Here is a 17,103-nt window from a genome sequence, read left to right as displayed (position 1 = left end):
TTTCCACTACGCCTCCCATTTTACCTAAAAAAGCCAGAAGCGCAAAGCAAGTGAGCGGAATAAGGAAAACAAGGAGGAAGAATGAGGATTAAATTTGGATGCTAGAGAAAATTCGTTTGTGGTACGAAAAAGGATTAATAAATCCTTACTTTTCCTTACGTTTTATGTTACAATCGTTTTGAAAAGGGGGCAGTTCACATGACGATCAAAGCGCAAGTTTCAGCGAAAATGACTTCGAAAAATCAAATAACTATTCCAAAAAGTGTGCGGCAAAAGTTAGGCTTAAAAGAGAATCAGCGGGTAATTTTTGAATTTACTCCAGAAGGCGAGATCAAGGTAACAGGCGAAAAAGCAGCACCTTCCTTTGAAGATTTTTGGAAACAAGAATTAGCGATCGTAGAAGAAACGGGGAAATTTGATACAGGTGAGATGTTTTTTGGAGAAGATTTAGGTGAGGAGAATATTGAATGGTAAGACAAGGAGATATTCTTTTTATTGACTTAAATCCCACCAAAGGAAATGAAATGGCAAAAAAAAGACCGTGTGTGGTGGTTAGTAATGATTATTATAACAAGAGTTTCAATACCGTCTTAGTGATGCCAATCAGTAGCTCAAAAAAATATGTAGAAGAAAAATTCGCTCGATCGAATGCGTTTCAAACAGTTACCGAAACACAAAAGAGTAAAGTTCAAGGGACGATTCTTTGTCAGCATATTCGCAGTGTGGACCTCTTGCATCGCAGCAACTTAGAAGTAGTCGATAAAGTCACTACGGAGATGAAAGAACGATTATCTGAAATAACAAAACACTTTTTTTGAAGCTTACTCTTTATTAATCAGGTCATTCGATTATTAAGCTTTTCTTTGATTCACCAGAGGTAGCAACTTTTCCTTGAACATGCTAAAATAAGTGAGATGTTTATTGTGAAAGGAAACCTTCTCGTGAATAAAGACTTGATGATTGCGCAATTCCCTGAAATTGCCTTATTAAAAGATGAACCCTTATTGAACTATACGTATACAAAAACTGGTGGACCGGCAGACATTTTGGCTTTTCCCAAAACAGCAGAAGAGGCTAAACAGCTGCTTGATTATTGCCGAGAACAAGCGATTCCTTGGATCGTCTTAGGAAACGCCAGCAACTTGATCGTCCGTGATGGTGGTATTCGTGGCGTGGTGATCATGCTGTCGGAAATGAACCAAATCGTGGTAGACGGCACTTCTTTGATCGTCGATGCTGGAGCAAAGTTGATCGATACGACCTATGTCGCTTTGCATGAATCCTTGACTGGTTTTGAATTTGCCTGCGGGATTCCCGGCAGTGTCGGCGGTGCCGTCTTTATGAATGCAGGCGCCTATGATGGCGAGATCCAAGATGTCTTTGCGTCCTGCGACGTTTTGCTGGCTGATGGTCAAATCGTGACATATACCAAGGAAGAAATGGAATTTGCTTATCGTCATAGCAAGTTGCAAGAGCAAAAGATGATCATTTTGAGCAGTCGCTTTGATCTAACAAAAGGTGATCAAGAACAAATCAAAAAGCGAATGGATGAACTGACAGAATTGCGGCAATTGAAGCAACCGCTAGAATACCCCTCTTGTGGGAGTGTCTTCAAACGTCCAGTCGGTCATTTTACCGGCAAGCTGATCCAAGATGCAGGCTTACAAGGACTGAAATGGGGCGGTGCCCAAATTTCAGAAAAACATGCGGGCTTTATCGTGAATGTCGATCAAGCAACAGCCACGGATTACGTTGAACTGATTGCCCATATCCAACAAGTCATCAAAGAAACTTTTGATGTCACCTTAGAAACAGAAGTCCGAATCATCGGTGAAGAATAGATTAGCGAAAAGATTGTCCCCCGGGGCAATCTTTTTTTCATGAGAGCTAATAAAAAGAGCTTAGGATTGTAAGCTTTCGCAGTCTTCGGTACAATAAACGAAAAGGAGTGAGCAGGATGAAAAAGTGGGGACGCATCATTTTGTTTGTTGGGTTCGCCTTTCTTTTCGGTGGCTGTACGAAATTACCGCAAGAACAGTTTGCCGAACAGTTGACGAATCAGCAAGCAACGAATGCTGGTGAATTCCAAGCGACGATCGATACCTTTGAGATAGGCAACAGCAGCGAATACGGTCAAGAAGCCGATAGGTATGCCTCTATGTTGATGTCACAGTTAGTAGGCTCGTCATTTAAAGGGGACTTCGTCCAAGACAAGGAAACCAAAGCGATTTTACTCAATCTGGCAGTCGCTTATGGGGGGCAGGAGCTGCCGATCAAGCTGATCGTCGATCCTGAAAAACAAGAAGCGTATGTGTCAGCTGAAATCTATGAAACACTGCAAGGGTATATCAGCGCATTTGGTGATGACAGTTATGGAACAACACCAGACGCTGGGGAATATGAGGGCAAGTACCTGCGCATCGATCAAGAAACCTTAGATTCTTACTTTGGCGAAGGAACTTTTGCAGAGGACGACGAGGAGACAACCGAAGCAGAAAAAGCGCCTGAAAACTTCTTTACCATGAACAGTCTTTTTCATAATGAGACGTTTGCAGACTATTTGAAAACCTTCGAACCGGATGCTTTCAAAAGAGATGGAGATACGATCAGCCATACGTTTACCAAAGAAGAATTGGCAGATTATGCAACCTATGCCCAAGAACACGGTGCCGATCAAAAGCAAGTCGCCGAATTAGAAACGATGCTGGAAGAAGTCGAGCAGTTTGACTTAGCTATGACCGTCAATACGAAAACAAATCAGCAGAAAATGGCTTTTCACTTCGTGCAAGCGGATGAGCTGCAAACGACTATCGGAGCTACGGTGACTTTTACAGGAAAGAAAAGTGATACTGCCGTTGCGATCCCCACAGCGGAAGAATTGATTGACCCAGAAGAATTGTTTTCTCCCTATGATTATGGCTGGGATGACAGCTATGACGATGGGTATGAGAATGATTATGATGATGAGTACTGGGATAGCTATGATGAAGCCGATGATTGGTCTTCTTATATGCTGACGGATGAGGAGTTCGAGGAACTGCTACTGCAAATCAAGCAAGAGCTGCCTTATTTGACCCAAGCAGATATCGATGATTATCTGACATTTTATGAAGAGTATTTGACCCAAGAGCAGTATCAAGAGCTTGTCGAAGCACTCCAGATGACACAAAGTTTATGAGTCACTCAAAAGGGAAGCGACCGCCTAAGTTAGCCAAAAAGCTAACTTTAGGCGGTCGCTATTTTTTAGATTCGATTTTTTTTGCGGTTCATGACTAAGCGCAAAAGAACGGTTCCAACTGCCATCGTGGCGATTCCCGCTACAATGGCTTCAGGCACGCCTTGGGCGAAGATCACACCCAAAATCGCTGCGTAAACAGCATTGCCGGCTTTTCCCACAACCTCCGCATATTCTTGCTGGAACAAGAAGTAGATCAAGTTCATTACCAGAATCGTATTCGTCAAACCTCCGGCAACACCAGCAATCAGTAGCGAAAGACTTTGCTGTTTGTTTTTCCAGATTTTTTGACAGCCTTTATAAACAAAGTAAGGAACGACACCAATCAAAATACGGGGAATCAGCGCTACGAGGATCGCTTTCCAACTTCCTTGATCACTCCCATAAATCGGTACGAAAGGAGAGAAGACAAAAGAAAGCGGGGTGATGATCCATGTCGAACGCACCATACTGATGATCCCAAAGGCGCCGCCTAAAAAGCCGCCGATCCGAGGGCCCAATACAATGGAAGCGATGATCACAGGAATGTGCATCGTTGTCGCATTGATTGGTCCTATGGGAATAAACCCAAGAAAGGGTACCGATGCTAAAAGAATCAAGATTCCTAAAAAGAAAGCTGTTAAGACAAGTTCAAAAGTTGATATTTTTTTCATTATTAGACACTCCGTACTTCCAAAGCAGTCAATGCTTTTTCGAGAATCGTTTCTGTTGCTGCTAATGCGCCTCTGCCGAAATCACCGCAAGCCAGTAACGCTTCACGGGGTTCAATCTCTTGGAAGCCGACTTCTTTCAAAATCCCCAAATTTCTTTGAACAATCGGGTTTTCGTACATGACGGTATTCATGGCTGGCGCAATCAAGCGGGGCACGGATAACGGCAACGCTAAGGCAACTGTTGAGATCAAATCATCGGCTATCCCATGCGCCAGCTTGCCAATACTGTTGGCACTGGCTGGGGCGAGCAAGAAAAGATCGGCTTGTTTGGCTAGTTCAATATGATTGATCCGATCTGGTTGACGTTCTTGCATAACATCCACATGGATCGGGCGTTTGGATAATGACTGTAGAGTCAAAGGCGTAATAAATTGTGTGCTATTTTGAGTCATTAAGACATCCACTGCATAGCCCTTTTTGGTTAATTCATTGGTTAGGTCGGCTGCTTTGTATGCAGAGATACTGCCGCTGACGCCAAGCAGAACGTGTTTTTGTTTCATGTTTCTTTCTCCTTTTCTAAAAAACATCTAGCTAAGCACGCAGGTCATTGCGTAATGTGTCAACGATCAAGGTTGCGATCTCAGCTTTTGTGCGGCCAGTCCCGATTTGTCCTTCTTGTGTCAAAAGGTGTCCGACATGCTGGTTTCCAGAAATTTGCGTCAAGTCGTTGGCCAACACATAATCCGCTTGGCTAGCCAGCAGACTTTTTCGTGCGACCGCAAACAACTCGGCTTCCGCGACGGCTACTAATAATTTGAATCCGACTAATAAGGTTGTCGGCTGTAATGCTTTGATGGTTTGGATCACTTTCGGGGTTTTCTTCAACACTAAAAACAAATGATCCGTATTGGAAGAAACTTTGCCTGCCGTTGCTTCAGATTGTTCGAGCACGTGTGCCATCAATGCCGGAGTGACCTGGTTGTCATAAGTCGGTAGGGCATCGTTGATTGCTTCATAAAAGGCTGCTTCTGAAAAATGAGCAGCAGGGGTAAAATCACTAACTGCCATACTGTGGATCACGGCAGCATACGAATGGGTCGTCAATAAATCGGTCAATTGCCCCAACAAGTCCGTGGTCCCTTCAATGAAATGACAGGTAACTCGTGGATCGGTAGGCGGTTGCTTGGCAGTTTTCGTCGTAACGTAATCGATGGTCACCTCAGGGTACCGCAGCCATTCATTGGCAATCGCTTGACCAAGTGAACCCGTGGAATGATTCGTGATTGCACGGACATCATCGATTTTTTCGGAAGTACCGCCAGCCGTAATCAAAATTCTCATTGCCCTTGTGACACCTCAACGATCGTCCGTCCTTGGTGCGTGCCAGCTAATAAAGCTGCCAACGTTTCTGGTAAGTCTTCCAAAGTGATGGCTTTCGTGTAAAGCTGATCGATCACATTCCACTCACCCGCTAATTTCTCCCATAATGCCGTGCGGATCTCATGGGAAACATTGACTGAATCGATCCCAATTACGCGAATCCCACGCAAAATAAAGGGTAAGACAGTCGTTTCGATTTTGATCCCACCAGCATTGCCGCATAAGAAGGCACCGCCCCCATAAGCGATTTGCGGAAGCACTGCCGCAAGCAATGGACCACCAACCGTATCGATGACCGCTGCAAACGATTGTTTTGCTAATGGTTTGACCTTTTCGGGTACTACTTCATCCGGACGGATGATTTTTGCTGCGCCTAGGTCTAACAACCATTGCGCATCGGTTTTACGAGATAGCGCCACTATATTTGTATAGCCCAGTTTTTTCAAAAAGGCAATGCTGACACTGCCGACGCCACCGCTCGCACCTGTCACCAAAATCGCAGCGTCTTTTGCTAAGTGCAGCTGCTCTAATTCTTGCACCGCTAAAGCTGCTGTGAACCCAGCCGTGCCATAGGTCATACTGTCTTTCGCTGAAAAACCAGCAGAACGTTTCACGAGCCACTCGGCTGGGACCTGTTGAAATTGACTGTAACCGCCTGGGTGAGAAACCCCTAAGCCATAGCCAGTCACTAAAACTTGATCGCCTGGGGCAAAATCAGCAGACTGACTGTCCACGACTTCCCCTGCTAAATCGATTCCCGGCGTCATCGGATACGTGCGAATCACGCCGCCATTTTCATTTGCTGCCAAGGCATCTTTGTAATTGACATCTGAGTAATCAACCCGGACAAGCACATCGCCTGCTGGCAGCTCGTCAAGGGTTGCAGTTGTGAGTGAAGCAGTAAAATTTGGTTCATTCATGACACGAAAGGTAGAGAAATTCGTCATTTCAGACACTCCTTTGATGGTTTGTACTCATAATACCATAAGTTTTATTTTTTTAACCAGTGAAGCAAGAAAAGGCAGGGCTTCTTATCAAAAAATCAGTAAAAACAGATCATTATTAAATCTACCTTTTCTTCGTTAAAATAGAAGTTGTTCTTTTAAACCTGTGAAAAGCGAAAATGACGGGACCGCCAATCCTTTCCTTTATAGCACAAGCGTTTAGCGTCACTCCTTTTTTTGAGCAGCAAGAAAAGAATTCAAAGAAATGCAGAAAAAAGGCTTGTGTTTTCTGCAATAATTTGTATACTAGAAAAAGTGAAATTAAACATGAAGTTTACTTATAGCAAACTTTTTTACTTGCAGTTGTGTCAATAAAAGGGGGAATGAACATGGAGATTGGCGAGAAGCTGCGCAATTTGCGCGTTCAAAAGAATTTGACCCAAGAAGAATTAGGCGAGCGGACCGATTTGACGAAAGGCTATATCTCACAGTTGGAACGTGATTTGAGTTCGCCTTCTATGGAAACTTTTTTTACGATCTTAGAAGTTTTAGGCGTGACACCAGAGGAATTTTTCCGAGAAGAAAATGCGCAGCATCAAGTGGTTTATCGCGAAGAAGACAGTACGCTTTATTATGATGAAGAAAATGGCTATGAATTGAAATGGCTGATTCCCGATTCCAATGAAAAAGAAATGGAGCCAGTCTTGCTGACTTTTGATAAAGCCGGCGAATACAAGACCTTTGAACCATCGTTAGCAGAAACATTTATCTATGTCTTAGAGGGCAGTGTGGCGTTGTCGTTAGGAGAAACGCAGTACAAGGCTCGTAAAGGCCAATCGATCTATTATCAGGCGACTGAGCCGCATCAATTAAAAAATATCGCCGGCAAAAAAAGCCGTGTGCTCGTAGTCGTAACGGATTCTTATTTATAGTACAGGAGGAAAGAGTGTGGGAAAAACAATAATTTCATTCAACAATGTGGTGAAACGATTTGATGATGATGAAACAGTTTTGAAAAAAGTGAGTTTTGATATTGAAGAAGGTCGCTTTTATACATTGTTAGGTCCTTCAGGTTGTGGAAAAACAACTATTTTACGCATCATTGCGGGTTTTTCGGACGCAACAGAAGGCGACGTTTATTTTGATGGACAAAGAATTAATGACGTTCCTGCCAATCAACGGCAAGTGAATACTGTCTTTCAAGATTATGCCTTATTCCCACATATGAACGTTTTTGAAAATGTGGCATTTGGTCTGCGAATCAAAAAATTACCAAAAGATGAAGTGAATAAAAAAGTCTTAGAAGCGTTACGGTTAGTACAACTTCCTGGTTATGAGAATCGTGAAATCAGCGAAATGTCAGGAGGTCAACGCCAACGGGTCGCAATCGCACGAGCGATCGTCAATGAACCCAAAGTATTGCTTCTTGATGAACCATTGTCCGCATTGGACTTGAAATTGCGAACTGACATGCAATACGAGCTGCGGGAATTGCAGCAGCGACTAGGCATCACCTTTATTTTTGTCACCCATGACCAAGAAGAAGCGTTGGCGATGAGTGATGAGATTTTCGTTATGAACAAAGGGAAAATCGTCCAAAGTGGCACGCCAGTGGATATCTACGATGAACCAATCAACCATTTTGTAGCGGATTTTGTTGGTGAAAGCAACATCGTTACAGGTACGATGATCGAAGACAACTTAGTGGAGTTTGTCGGCAAGCAGTTTGAATGTGTCGATGGCGGGATGCGTCCGAATGAAGCCGTTGAGATCGTGATCCGTCCGGAAGATTTGAATTTGACGACCGTTGAGAAAGGCAAGTTAGTCGTTGAAGTGGATACTCAATTGTTCCGAGGCGTGCATTACGAAATCATTTGTTACGACGAACAAGGCAACGAATGGATGGTTCACTCTACAAGAAAAGCCACTGAAGGAAGTAAGATCGGTCTTTCCTTTGAACCAGAAGACATCCACGTCATGCGTTTCAATGAGTCCGAAGAAGATTTTGATGCTCGTTTAGAGAGCTACGAAGATTAGGAGGGAAAGCAAATGACGAAAATGCGTCGTTTTTATGCGATACCCTATGTCTTTTGGTTATTGCTATTTGTTATTGCACCAGTCTTATTGATCATCTACCAATCCTTTTTTGATATGAACGGCAACTTTTCGCTGGTCAATTATCAAAGCTACTTAGGTTCTGGCAAATATTTGATCATGACCTTAAACTCGGTTTGGTATGCCTTTTTGATCACCTTGATTACCTTAGTGATCAGCTACCCGACAGCCTATTTCTTAACTAAGCTGCGTCACAAAGATTTGTGGCTGCTGTTGATCATCTTACCAACGTGGGTCAACTTATTGTTAAAAGCCTATGCGTTTATTGGGATTTTCGGCATTCATGGCAGTGTCAACAACTTCCTAGAAATCATGGGGGTTGGACCAAAGCAGATTTTGTTTACTGACTTCAGCTTTTTGACGGTTGCCGTCTATATCGAACTGCCCTTTATGATCATGCCGATTTTTAATGCCTTAGAAGAAATGAATCCCTCTTTGATCAGTGCCAGTCGCGATCTAGGGGCAAACAGTTATGATACTTTCCGACGAGTGATTTTCCCTCTTTCGTTAAACGGGGTAAAAAGCGGCGTCCAAGCCGTCTTCATTCCATCGCTCTCCCTCTTCATGTTGACCCGTTTGATTGGGGGAAATCGCGTGATCACGCTTGGTACGGCGATCGAGCAGCACTTTCTCGTTACCCAAAATTGGGGCATGGGTTCGACCATCGGCGTCATTTTGATCATCGCCATGTTCCTCGTGATGTTGTTTACGGGAGAAAAGAAAAAAGGAGGGCAACGTAAATGAAAAAATTTCGCTGGTCGAATCTTTATCTGATCGTCGTCTTTATTCTTTTGTACGTGCCGATCTTTTATTTGATTTTCTATTCCTTCAATGAAGGAGGCACCATGAATGCTTTTACGGGTTTCACTTTTGAACATTACCAATCCGTCTTTCAAGATACCCGCTTGATGATCATCGTGTTGAACACCTTTATGCTGGCATTTTTATCAGCATTACTGGCAACGATCATTGGCACATTTGGTGCGATGGGCATCTACTATACCCGCAAGCGCCGAACGAGAACGGCCTTGTTGAGTTTAAATAATATTTTGCTGGTTTCACCAGATGTCATCATTGGTGCCAGCTTCTTGATTTTCTTTACGATGATCGGCAACTTGTTCCGTGGGTTTAGCTTAGGCTTTTTCAGCGTATTGCTTTCGCATATCGCCTTTAGTATCCCGATCGTGGTCTTGATGGTCTTGCCGAAATTGCAAGAGATGAACGATTCAATGATCGATGCTGCCCGTGATTTAGGCGCGAATAATTTTCAAGTCATCAAAAATATCATTTTGCCTTTCTTGACACCGGGCATCATCGCCGGCTATTTCATGGCCTTTACTTATTCACTTGATGATTTTGCCGTGACATTCTTTGTGACGGGCAATGGCTTTAGTACCTTATCAGTAGAGATCTATTCTAGAGCACGTCAAGGAATCAGTTTAGAAATCAATGCATTAAGCACACTTGTCTTCTTATTCTCCATGATTCTGGTGGTAGGCTATTACTTTATCAGTAAAGAAAACGGCGCGAAGAAATTACGTAAAAACCGCCGTGTGGAGGTGGCAAATCTGCGATGAAACGACTACAATCTCTGATTATCGGTATTGTTGCGATCGTCCTGATCTTGCTCTTTGGTGTCCGTGAATTGGAACGCACCTCTGGTATGGCAGGTGCTGAGGTCGTCAACATCTACAACTGGGGCGACTACATCGACCCTGATTTGATCAGTAAGTTTGAAGAAGAGACTGGCTACAAAGTCAATTATGAAACCTTTGACTCAAATGAAGCGATGTTCACGAAGATCCAACAAGGCGGTACGTCTTATGACATCGCCATACCGAGTGAATACATGATTGAGAAAATGATGGAACAAAATCTTTTAAAACCATTGGATCACAGCAAAATCAAAGGGCTAGACAATATCGACCCTCGCTTTTTGGACCTGAGTTTTGATCATGGCAATCAATATTCGATCCCTTATTTCTGGGGAACACTGGGGATCGTCTATAACGATAAGTTCTTTGATGAAGGTGAAATCACCCAATGGGACGATCTTTGGAAACCCGAATTAGCAAATAGCATCATGCTGATCGATGGCGCGCGTGAAGTAATGGGATTAGGTTTGGACAGCTTAGGCTATTCTCTTAACAGCAAAGACGATGATCAGCTGCAAGAGGCATTCAATAAGCTGCGGACCATGACTCCAAATATCAAAGCCATTGTCGCAGATGAAATCAAGATGTACATGGCAAATGAAGAAGCATCGGTTGCGGTCACATTTTCTGGGGAAGCAGCCGACATGATGTACGAGAACGAGCACATTCATTACGTGATCCCTTCAGAAGGCTCCAACTTGTGGTTCGATAATATGGTCATTCCTAAGACCTCACAAAACGAAGCCGGCGCCTACGCCTTCTTGAACTTTATGCTGGAACCCGAGAACGCTGCACAAAACGCAGAATACATCGGCTATTCCACACCTAACCAAGCAGCCATGGCATTACTGCCAGACGAGATCACCGAAGACGAACAATTCTATCCATCCGATGAATTGATGGAACACCTCGAAGTCTATGAAAACTTAGGTGCTGAGTATCTGGGCATCTATAATGATTTGTTCTTGGAATTGAAGATGTATCGGAAATAAGCAAACTGCCATTAAGCAGGGAATGGATCCTGTTTAATGGCAGTTTTTTAGTAATGAATAGTCTATTTCAGCACTATACGAATATAATCATCAAAAAATTAAGTGTCTATTGATCCAAATCATTGGTAAAATATCTTCATTCAAGTTCTATTCCGCAATACTGCTTCCTCCTCCCAAGTTGCCGGATTCAATGGATCGTTAGAAGCTGTTTTCTGGTTGATGAGCTCTTGATAGGTATTGCTTTTCTTTTCTAAATAAGCGACTCGTTTTTGCGCTTCTGTAAGTTTAACGAGCGCTTTTTCTTTTTGCGATTGAATGATGTCGGCTCTTTCTTTGATCGTCGAATCGCCAAGGAGGCAAAGCGAAATATAATGCTTAATGGCTTCTAAAGACATGCCTGTTTCGCGCAAATTCTTGATACCAGTTAACCAATTGATGGAAGTCTGATTAAAAACCCGTCTGTTGTTTTTGTCCCTGATCAAACTAGGAACCAAACCCATATCGGTATAATAGCGAATCGTGTGTTCAGACAATTCAGTGATCGTGGCTGCTTCTTTGATAGAGTAAATGTTGGTCACGCCTTTCATAATTTGCTGAAGTCAAGCAAGTCGTTTGAACGTATTAGTAAAAACTGTTGTAGATCATTTTCTTTTTATATCGCGTATTATAGCACAGATAATTTTGTGGAGAAAAGTAGCTTCCTATTTGAGAGCCTCAAAAAGACAAAAGGTGGAAGAAAAATGATTGTTAGAAACTCCTTGACTTCGAGTGACTCGAAGATGCTAAAGTTTAGCTAGCTTAACGAGTGCATAAGGTATCGATGAAGGAGGGAATTGTAATATGAAGAATAGAAAAATCAGAAGTTTAGCAGTTTCGCCAATCGGAATGGGGTGTATGGGGTTTTCTCACGGATATGGAAAGGTGCCAGAAGAAAAAGAGAGTATTGCATCTATTCGCAAAGCTTACGAATTTGGCTGTACATTTTTTGATACAGCAGAAGCTTATGGAAAAGAAATGTTTTATTCTGGACATAATGAGGAGTTGGTGGGTAAAGCACTGTCGCCTTTTCGAAACAAAGTTGTTCTTGCCACCAAGTATCATCTCGACGAAAAAGAAGTGAATGAAAGCACAACTCTTTACACAGCCATCCGTAACCATTTGATTGCTTCAATGGAAAAATTGCGCACCGATTATGTTGATCTCTATTATCTTCATCGAATCAATGAACAGCTTTCTTTAGAAGAAATAGCTGATGTGATGGGACGATTGATCAAAGAAGGTATGATCAGAGAATGGGGACTCTCACAAGTTTCCGTGGAGACACTTGCTAAAGCACATGGGATTACCCCCGTTGGTGCTGTGCAAAATCTCTATTCAATGGTTGAGCGTGATTGTGAGCGAGAGATTTTCCCCTATTGTCTTGAGAACGAGATCGCCGTCGTTCCTTTTTCACCAATCGCTAGTGGGTTTTTATCTGGAAAAGTCACACCAGATACATCCTTTGAAGGGGATGATGTTCGCAAATTCGTCCCTCAGCTGGCTAAAGAAAACCTCGTAGCCAATCAACCGATTTTAAATATGCTAGCAGAAGTCGCTCAAGCAAAGCAGTCGACAAATGCCCAAATTTCATTGGCGTGGATGCTTCACAAGTACCCGAATGCAGTGCCGATTCCTGGATCAAAAAATCGAGGCAGGATTTTGGAAAATCTAGCTGCTTGGGATGTACAGCTTACAGATACCGAGTTTCAAGTAATTGAAAACCAATTGAATCAAATACCTGTATATGGCCATCGAGGACATGTCGAATCACAACAACAATCTTTCGGAAAACAGTGGGACAAACACTAAATAAAGAAAAAGTTGGAAAAGCAGACTGCATGACAAATGTAGTCTGTTTTTTTGCGTATAGTTCATTAACAGAAATTTTTGCCATCTTACTTCTCGCAATAAATGATTCTTGTTTCACCCACTAAAAAAGCTGATCAAAATATTGCGCGATGCTTAAAAAAGAATTATGATGTGCTTATCTATTATATCTATCAAGATCCTTTTATTGCTTGGAATTATACGAAGCAACGTGAAAAAATAGAAGGACGCTTTGTTCCTAAAGAACATTTTATAAATGCTTTTTTTCAATCAAGATATAACTTGATTAAAATGAAGGAATTGTATAAAGAAAATGTGACCGTTAATATTTTTATAAAAGATTTTCAGAATCGCCATTCTCATACGTTGATGGCAGTTGACAATGTATCGTTCGCTTTGCCATTAACATACACAAAGGAAGAATTGGAGGAGAAGCTCAATGACTGAGAAAGAAAAAGTAGAAACAATCATGATACAATATCATCGAAACTTCTCGATCTTACAGAAAAAGGCAACGCCTAGCGAATTGAAAACAGTTTTAAACTTTGTTGCAGAAGAATCGAACCGTAAACAGCGAGTGCTTGTTGGCTTAGAGAAAGAAGAATAAGTGGTCAATGAAAAAATTTAGGTTTCTTAAGAATGACCATTGAACAAGTAAAACCCGAGATAAGAAGCAAGCGCTTCTTATCTTTTTTTGTATCATTATGGCGGCGTGCCATAACGTTAGGATCAAAATAGAATAAATTCACAAAAAGTGCTTGACCTAAAGTTAAATCTAGGTGGTATCTTTTTAGATAGAAGAAATGAGCAGCGATTGTTGAAACTCAAAAAATCACGATTTCCCTTTAGGATAACTTGCTATTTCTCGGTTTGATAGGAATTCTAAAAAGAGCGTCTAGCTCCGATTGCCGCATTTTTTTATTCCAGAGAGCGATCCACTCATTTCGACTTCGTGTCTTTTTCCTTGTGAGTAAACACACGAATCATTCAAACATTTCTACAGGAGGTACGTACATGTTATTAGAAAAAATCAAAAGCCCTAAAGAGTTAAAAGAATTGACCAGTGGGCAACTTCAAGAACTGGTAGTAGAAGCACGAACTGCTTTATTGGAAAAAATCAGTCACCATGGGGGGCATAATGGCCCCAATCTGGGGATGGTTGAGATGACGATCGCGTTGCATAAAGTCTTTGATTCTCCCACAGATAAGCTGATTTTTGATGTGTCTCATCAGACTTATATCCATAAAATGCTGACAGGACGCGCCCATGCCTTTCTCGATGCTGCGAAGTTTGATGCGGTTTCTGGTTACACGAATCCGAAAGAAAGCGAGCACGATCTCTTTACGGTCGGTCATACCTCCACCTCAGTTTCGTTGGCAAATGGTGTGGCGAAAGCCCGTGACCTAAAAAATGAAACGTATAACGTCGTTGCCGTGATTGGTGATGGTTCTCTATCAGGCGGTTTAGCGTTTGAAGGCTTGAACAATATCGTGGAATTAGGCACCAATACCATCGTGATTCTCAACGACAATGACCAATCGATTGCAGAAAACCATGGGGGGATGTACCAGAATTTGCGGGCATTGCGGGAAACCAAGGGGCAAGCAGCAGACAATCTGTTCAAAGCGATTGGTTTTGAGTACCACTATTTGGATGAAGGAAATGATCTCGCTGCCTTGATCGCTTTATTTGAAAAAGTGAAAGACATTGATCATCCTGTTTTATTACACATTCATACGATCAAAGGCAAAGGCTTCAAGTTTGCGGAAGAAAATCGTGAAAAGTTTCATGCAGGCGGTCCCTTTCATTTAGAAACCGGCGAATATATTTCTACTGGCGGCAATCAAGTAACGTACAATAGCTTAACGACGGATTATTTATTAGAAAAAATGGCGACAGATCCTACAGTCGTGGCAGTAAATGCTGGTACACCGATGCTGCTTTTTTCTCCAGAACAACGAGAAAAAGCAGGTAAACAATTTGTAGATGTGGGTATTGCAGAAGAACATGCGGTATCGATGGTTGCTGGGTTAGCAAAAAATGGAGCGAAACCTGTCTGGGCCGTTTTTTCTACCTTTATGCAACGTAGTTTTGATCAAATTTCCCATGATTTGGCCTTAAATCATCTGCCGGGAACGATTCTGGTATACGGTGCATCGATTCATGGAATGAATGACGAGAGCCATCTGGGAATTTTTGATATTCCATTTTTGGCACATATTCCCAACCTTGTTTATCTTGCGCCAACCTCTAAAGAAGAATATCTAGCAATGTTGGATTGGTCGTTGGAACAAACTAACGCTCCAGTTGCGATCCGGGTACCGGTTGGACCTGTCAACGAAACGGTACGAGCAGCCTCTACTGACTACAGCGATCAAAAAAATGAAGTGACTCAAGCTGGCACGCAGGTAGCCATCGTCGGTGTTGGGAACTTTTATGCGCTAGCGGAAGAGATCGCAGAACAATTGAAAATGCAACATGGAATTACGCCAACGGTGATCAATCCTAAGTTTATTTCAGGGGTCGACAAAGAGTTGTTGGATGCTGTGGCACGATCGCACAAACTCGTTGTCACGTTGGAAGATGGCATACGAGAGGGTGGCTATGGACAAATGATTGCCAGCTACCTAGGTGATCGTGAGATTGTCGTCAAAAACTATGGCTTAGAAAAGAAATTTTATGATAATTACCGGGCAGCGGACGTTTTATCTGAACTTGGTATCACCGTTGAGACAATTACGAAAGACGTTATGGAACAGTTACAGCAATCAATTCACTAAAGCATTCTGAGTAGTTACAGTCGATTTATGAAAAGAAGGAAACCTTGCAGAAAATATACTGCAAGGTTTCTTTTTTTTAGACAAACATAAATGAGTTCCAGCAATCGCCATAGAAACCTAGCAAAATACAGAAGACCAATGCTTTTCAAGCATAAAGCCCAAGCGCGTTAAGCATTGGTCAACGAGGACAATCTAGCGAATAATAAGGTAGTGAAAGGATCACTTTGTCATCTTGGACTATTGGGTTCAGAGACAAGGAAGAAAAGGTGTTTTTAAGGAAAGGGGTATTTATGAAATTTTTTTCTATGAAGTTGTTGGCACTGCTGTCGGTGGCAATGGTTGTCTATTCGGCACCGGCGATTTCTGCCAATGTCCCAGCGATTGCGGCAAGCTTTCCAGAAGTTGATGCGGTCTACATTGGGTTACTGACCACGATTCCATCATTGTTTCTTTTACTGGGGATTTTTACTACCAGCATGATCGAAAAAAGGATCGGCAAAAAATACACGATGGTCACCGGCTTGGTCATTGTGGCGGTTTTTGGCACGCTGCCGGCATGGTATCAGGGGAGCTTTCCCGTCTTGTTTCTTTCTCGAGGGATTCTTGGCTTCGGGATCGGCTTATTCAATCGTTTGGCGATTCAAATGATTAGTTTGCTGTTTCAAAATGAGCCGCAAAAGAAAGCCAAAGCTCTTGGATTAGAAAGTGCCGTTGGTGGTTTAGGTGGTATCTTTATGACTTTGCTGGTTGGGCAGCTAGTGAAAATCAGTTGGGAAATGTCCTTCTTGGTTTATGGCTTTGCCCTGATCAGTCTCTTCTTTGTCCAGCTGTTTATTCCAAACGAAACACAGGCTGTGACTAATGAGACGTTATTGGCGAACGTCACGGTTTCAAAAGAACGGAAACAGCGATCATTCGTTCTGGGTGTGCTCTTGTTTCTAATCGTTGTCTTATTTATTAATTACAATTTACAGATCACACCATTGTTATTGGAAAAAGGAATCGGGGACGCCACTGAAGGCAGTAACATGATTGCCGCCATTGCGACGGGAGCATTCATCGCCGGCAATGCCTTTGGCTTGATATACAGTCGCCTACATCGCTGGTTGCTGCCCATTGCGGCATTGCTTGCAGGAAGCAGCATCTATTTGACTTATCCATTGCAGACAGTGGGGCTACTCTTGGGTTGTTCTTTATTATTAGGCTTTGCCTTTCGCAGCATCATGCCTTTTTTCACCCACTTGCTGACGACTGGTGGTGAAGCAGAAGCTAAGTTTGGCACGATCGTCTCGATCGTTGCTTACAATTTAGGGGTCACGCTCGCACCCTATGCATCACGCTTGCTGATACTAGTCAGCGGCAATGAAACAGCAGGGATGCAGATGATCTTATCAGGGGGCATGCTATGCCTGATTGGTATGATCGCCCTTTTGGGAAATAAATTCTTTTTGTATTTTGAACGAGGGTAGGCATACGCTGGCG

At 42.6% G+C, this 17,103-nt stretch carries 19 protein-coding genes; 14 read left to right on the top strand and 5 right to left on the bottom strand.

Annotated elements, in window-relative coordinates:
- The first annotated feature begins 198 nt into the window (after positions 1-198).
- From A5877_RS05355 to A5877_RS05340, 4 genes are all read left to right on the top strand, one after another.
- Positions 199-474 carry an AbrB/MazE/SpoVT family DNA-binding domain-containing protein gene (locus tag A5877_RS05355; protein ID WP_005234145.1) on the top strand — a complete coding sequence of 92 codons (276 nt, stop codon included), beginning with the start codon at positions 199-201 and terminating at the stop codon, positions 472-474.
- Positions 468-818, top strand: a complete 351-nt coding sequence (locus A5877_RS05350; protein WP_016621609.1) for a type II toxin-antitoxin system PemK/MazF family toxin — start codon at positions 468-470, stop codon at positions 816-818. The genes A5877_RS05355 and A5877_RS05350 overlap by 7 nt, the downstream gene beginning before the upstream one ends.
- Before the next feature lie 123 nt (positions 819-941).
- Positions 942-1,841, top strand: a complete 900-nt coding sequence (gene murB, locus A5877_RS05345; RefSeq protein ID WP_061053179.1) for a UDP-N-acetylmuramate dehydrogenase — start codon at positions 942-944, stop codon at positions 1,839-1,841.
- Positions 1,842-1,957: 116 nt separating this feature from the next.
- Positions 1,958-3,178 (top strand): hypothetical protein, encoded by a 1,221-nt coding sequence (locus tag A5877_RS05340; RefSeq protein ID WP_061053178.1) that lies wholly within the window; start codon positions 1,958-1,960, stop codon positions 3,176-3,178.
- Positions 3,179-3,243: 65 nt separating this feature from the next.
- On the opposite strand, the gene A5877_RS05335 is transcribed toward A5877_RS05340, so the two are convergent.
- The 4 genes from A5877_RS05335 to A5877_RS05320 are packed head-to-tail and all read right to left on the bottom strand — an operon-like array spanning position 3,244 to position 6,215.
- Positions 3,244-3,888 carry an ECF transporter S component gene (locus A5877_RS05335; RefSeq protein WP_061053177.1) on the bottom strand — a complete coding sequence of 215 codons (645 nt, stop codon included), beginning with the start codon at positions 3,886-3,888 and terminating at the stop codon, positions 3,244-3,246.
- A gap of 2 nt (positions 3,889-3,890) precedes the next feature.
- Positions 3,891-4,448 carry a phosphopantothenoylcysteine decarboxylase gene (coaC, locus tag A5877_RS05330; RefSeq protein ID WP_005228528.1) on the bottom strand — a complete coding sequence of 186 codons (558 nt, stop codon included), beginning with the start codon at positions 4,446-4,448 and terminating at the stop codon, positions 3,891-3,893.
- Positions 4,449-4,479: 31 nt separating this feature from the next.
- Positions 4,480-5,229 (bottom strand): phosphopantothenate--cysteine ligase, encoded by a 750-nt coding sequence (gene coaB, locus A5877_RS05325; protein WP_061053176.1) that lies wholly within the window; start codon positions 5,227-5,229, stop codon positions 4,480-4,482.
- Positions 5,226-6,215, bottom strand: a complete 990-nt coding sequence (locus A5877_RS05320; RefSeq protein WP_061053175.1) for an acryloyl-CoA reductase — start codon at positions 6,213-6,215, stop codon at positions 5,226-5,228. Before A5877_RS05320 ends, coaB begins: the two co-directional genes overlap by 4 nt.
- Positions 6,216-6,601: 386 nt before the next feature.
- Here A5877_RS05320 and A5877_RS05315 point away from each other — a divergent pair, with 386 nt between their 5' ends.
- The 5 genes from A5877_RS05315 to A5877_RS05295 are packed head-to-tail and all read left to right on the top strand — an operon-like array spanning position 6,602 to position 10,974.
- On the top strand, positions 6,602-7,144 hold the full coding sequence (locus tag A5877_RS05315) for a helix-turn-helix domain-containing protein (protein WP_008380724.1): 543 nt from the start codon (positions 6,602-6,604) through the stop codon (positions 7,142-7,144).
- 16 nt (positions 7,145-7,160) lie between these two features.
- A complete protein-coding gene (locus A5877_RS05310) occupies positions 7,161-8,249 on the top strand; it encodes an ABC transporter ATP-binding protein (protein ID WP_005234156.1) in 1,089 nt (362 codons plus the stop codon).
- Positions 8,250-8,261: 12 nt separating this feature from the next.
- Positions 8,262-9,071, top strand: coding sequence for an ABC transporter permease (locus tag A5877_RS05305; protein WP_005234157.1), 810 nt, complete (start codon positions 8,262-8,264; stop codon positions 9,069-9,071).
- Positions 9,068-9,904, top strand: coding sequence for an ABC transporter permease (locus tag A5877_RS05300; RefSeq protein WP_005228535.1), 837 nt, complete (start codon positions 9,068-9,070; stop codon positions 9,902-9,904). Before A5877_RS05305 ends, A5877_RS05300 begins: the two co-directional genes overlap by 4 nt.
- On the top strand, positions 9,901-10,974 hold the full coding sequence (locus tag A5877_RS05295) for a PotD/PotF family extracellular solute-binding protein (protein WP_086316510.1): 1,074 nt from the start codon (positions 9,901-9,903) through the stop codon (positions 10,972-10,974). Before A5877_RS05300 ends, A5877_RS05295 begins: the two co-directional genes overlap by 4 nt.
- A 140-nt stretch (positions 10,975-11,114) precedes the next feature.
- Here the strand turns inward: A5877_RS05295 and A5877_RS05290 are convergent, their stop codons facing one another.
- The gene (locus tag A5877_RS05290) at positions 11,115-11,561 is read right to left on the bottom strand and encodes a MerR family transcriptional regulator (protein ID WP_016612709.1); all 447 of its coding nucleotides are present in this window, start codon (positions 11,559-11,561) and stop codon (positions 11,115-11,117) included.
- A 253-nt stretch (positions 11,562-11,814) separates the two neighbouring features.
- On the opposite strand from A5877_RS05290, the gene A5877_RS05285 reads away from it, so the two are divergent.
- The 5 genes from A5877_RS05285 to A5877_RS05265 all read left to right on the top strand — a co-directional run bounded on the left by A5877_RS05285 (position 11,815) and on the right by A5877_RS05265 (position 17,090).
- A complete protein-coding gene (locus A5877_RS05285; protein ID WP_086316509.1) occupies positions 11,815-12,822 on the top strand; it encodes an aldo/keto reductase in 1,008 nt (335 codons plus the stop codon).
- Positions 12,823-12,924: 102 nt separating this feature from the next.
- Positions 12,925-13,287, top strand: a complete 363-nt coding sequence (locus tag A5877_RS05280) for a zeta toxin family protein (protein ID WP_016621603.1) — start codon at positions 12,925-12,927, stop codon at positions 13,285-13,287.
- A complete protein-coding gene (locus A5877_RS17175; RefSeq protein WP_086316508.1) occupies positions 13,280-13,447 on the top strand; it encodes a hypothetical protein in 168 nt (55 codons plus the stop codon). The genes A5877_RS05280 and A5877_RS17175 overlap by 8 nt, the downstream gene beginning before the upstream one ends.
- Before the next feature lie 407 nt (positions 13,448-13,854).
- Positions 13,855-15,621, top strand: coding sequence for a 1-deoxy-D-xylulose-5-phosphate synthase (locus A5877_RS05270; protein WP_086316507.1), 1,767 nt, complete (start codon positions 13,855-13,857; stop codon positions 15,619-15,621).
- A 290-nt stretch (positions 15,622-15,911) separates the two neighbouring features.
- A complete protein-coding gene (locus A5877_RS05265) occupies positions 15,912-17,090 on the top strand; it encodes an MFS transporter (protein WP_034872112.1) in 1,179 nt (392 codons plus the stop codon).
- Positions 17,091-17,103 lie beyond the last annotated feature (13 nt).

Origin of the sequence: Enterococcus sp. 3C7_DIV0644 (genome assembly GCF_002141235.1) — a bacterium.
GTDB lineage: Bacteria > Bacillota > Bacilli > Lactobacillales > Enterococcaceae > Enterococcus_D > Enterococcus_D entomosocium.
The sequence above is the reverse complement of the archived record's forward strand: the minus strand, read 5'-3'. Positions and strand labels throughout refer to the sequence as shown.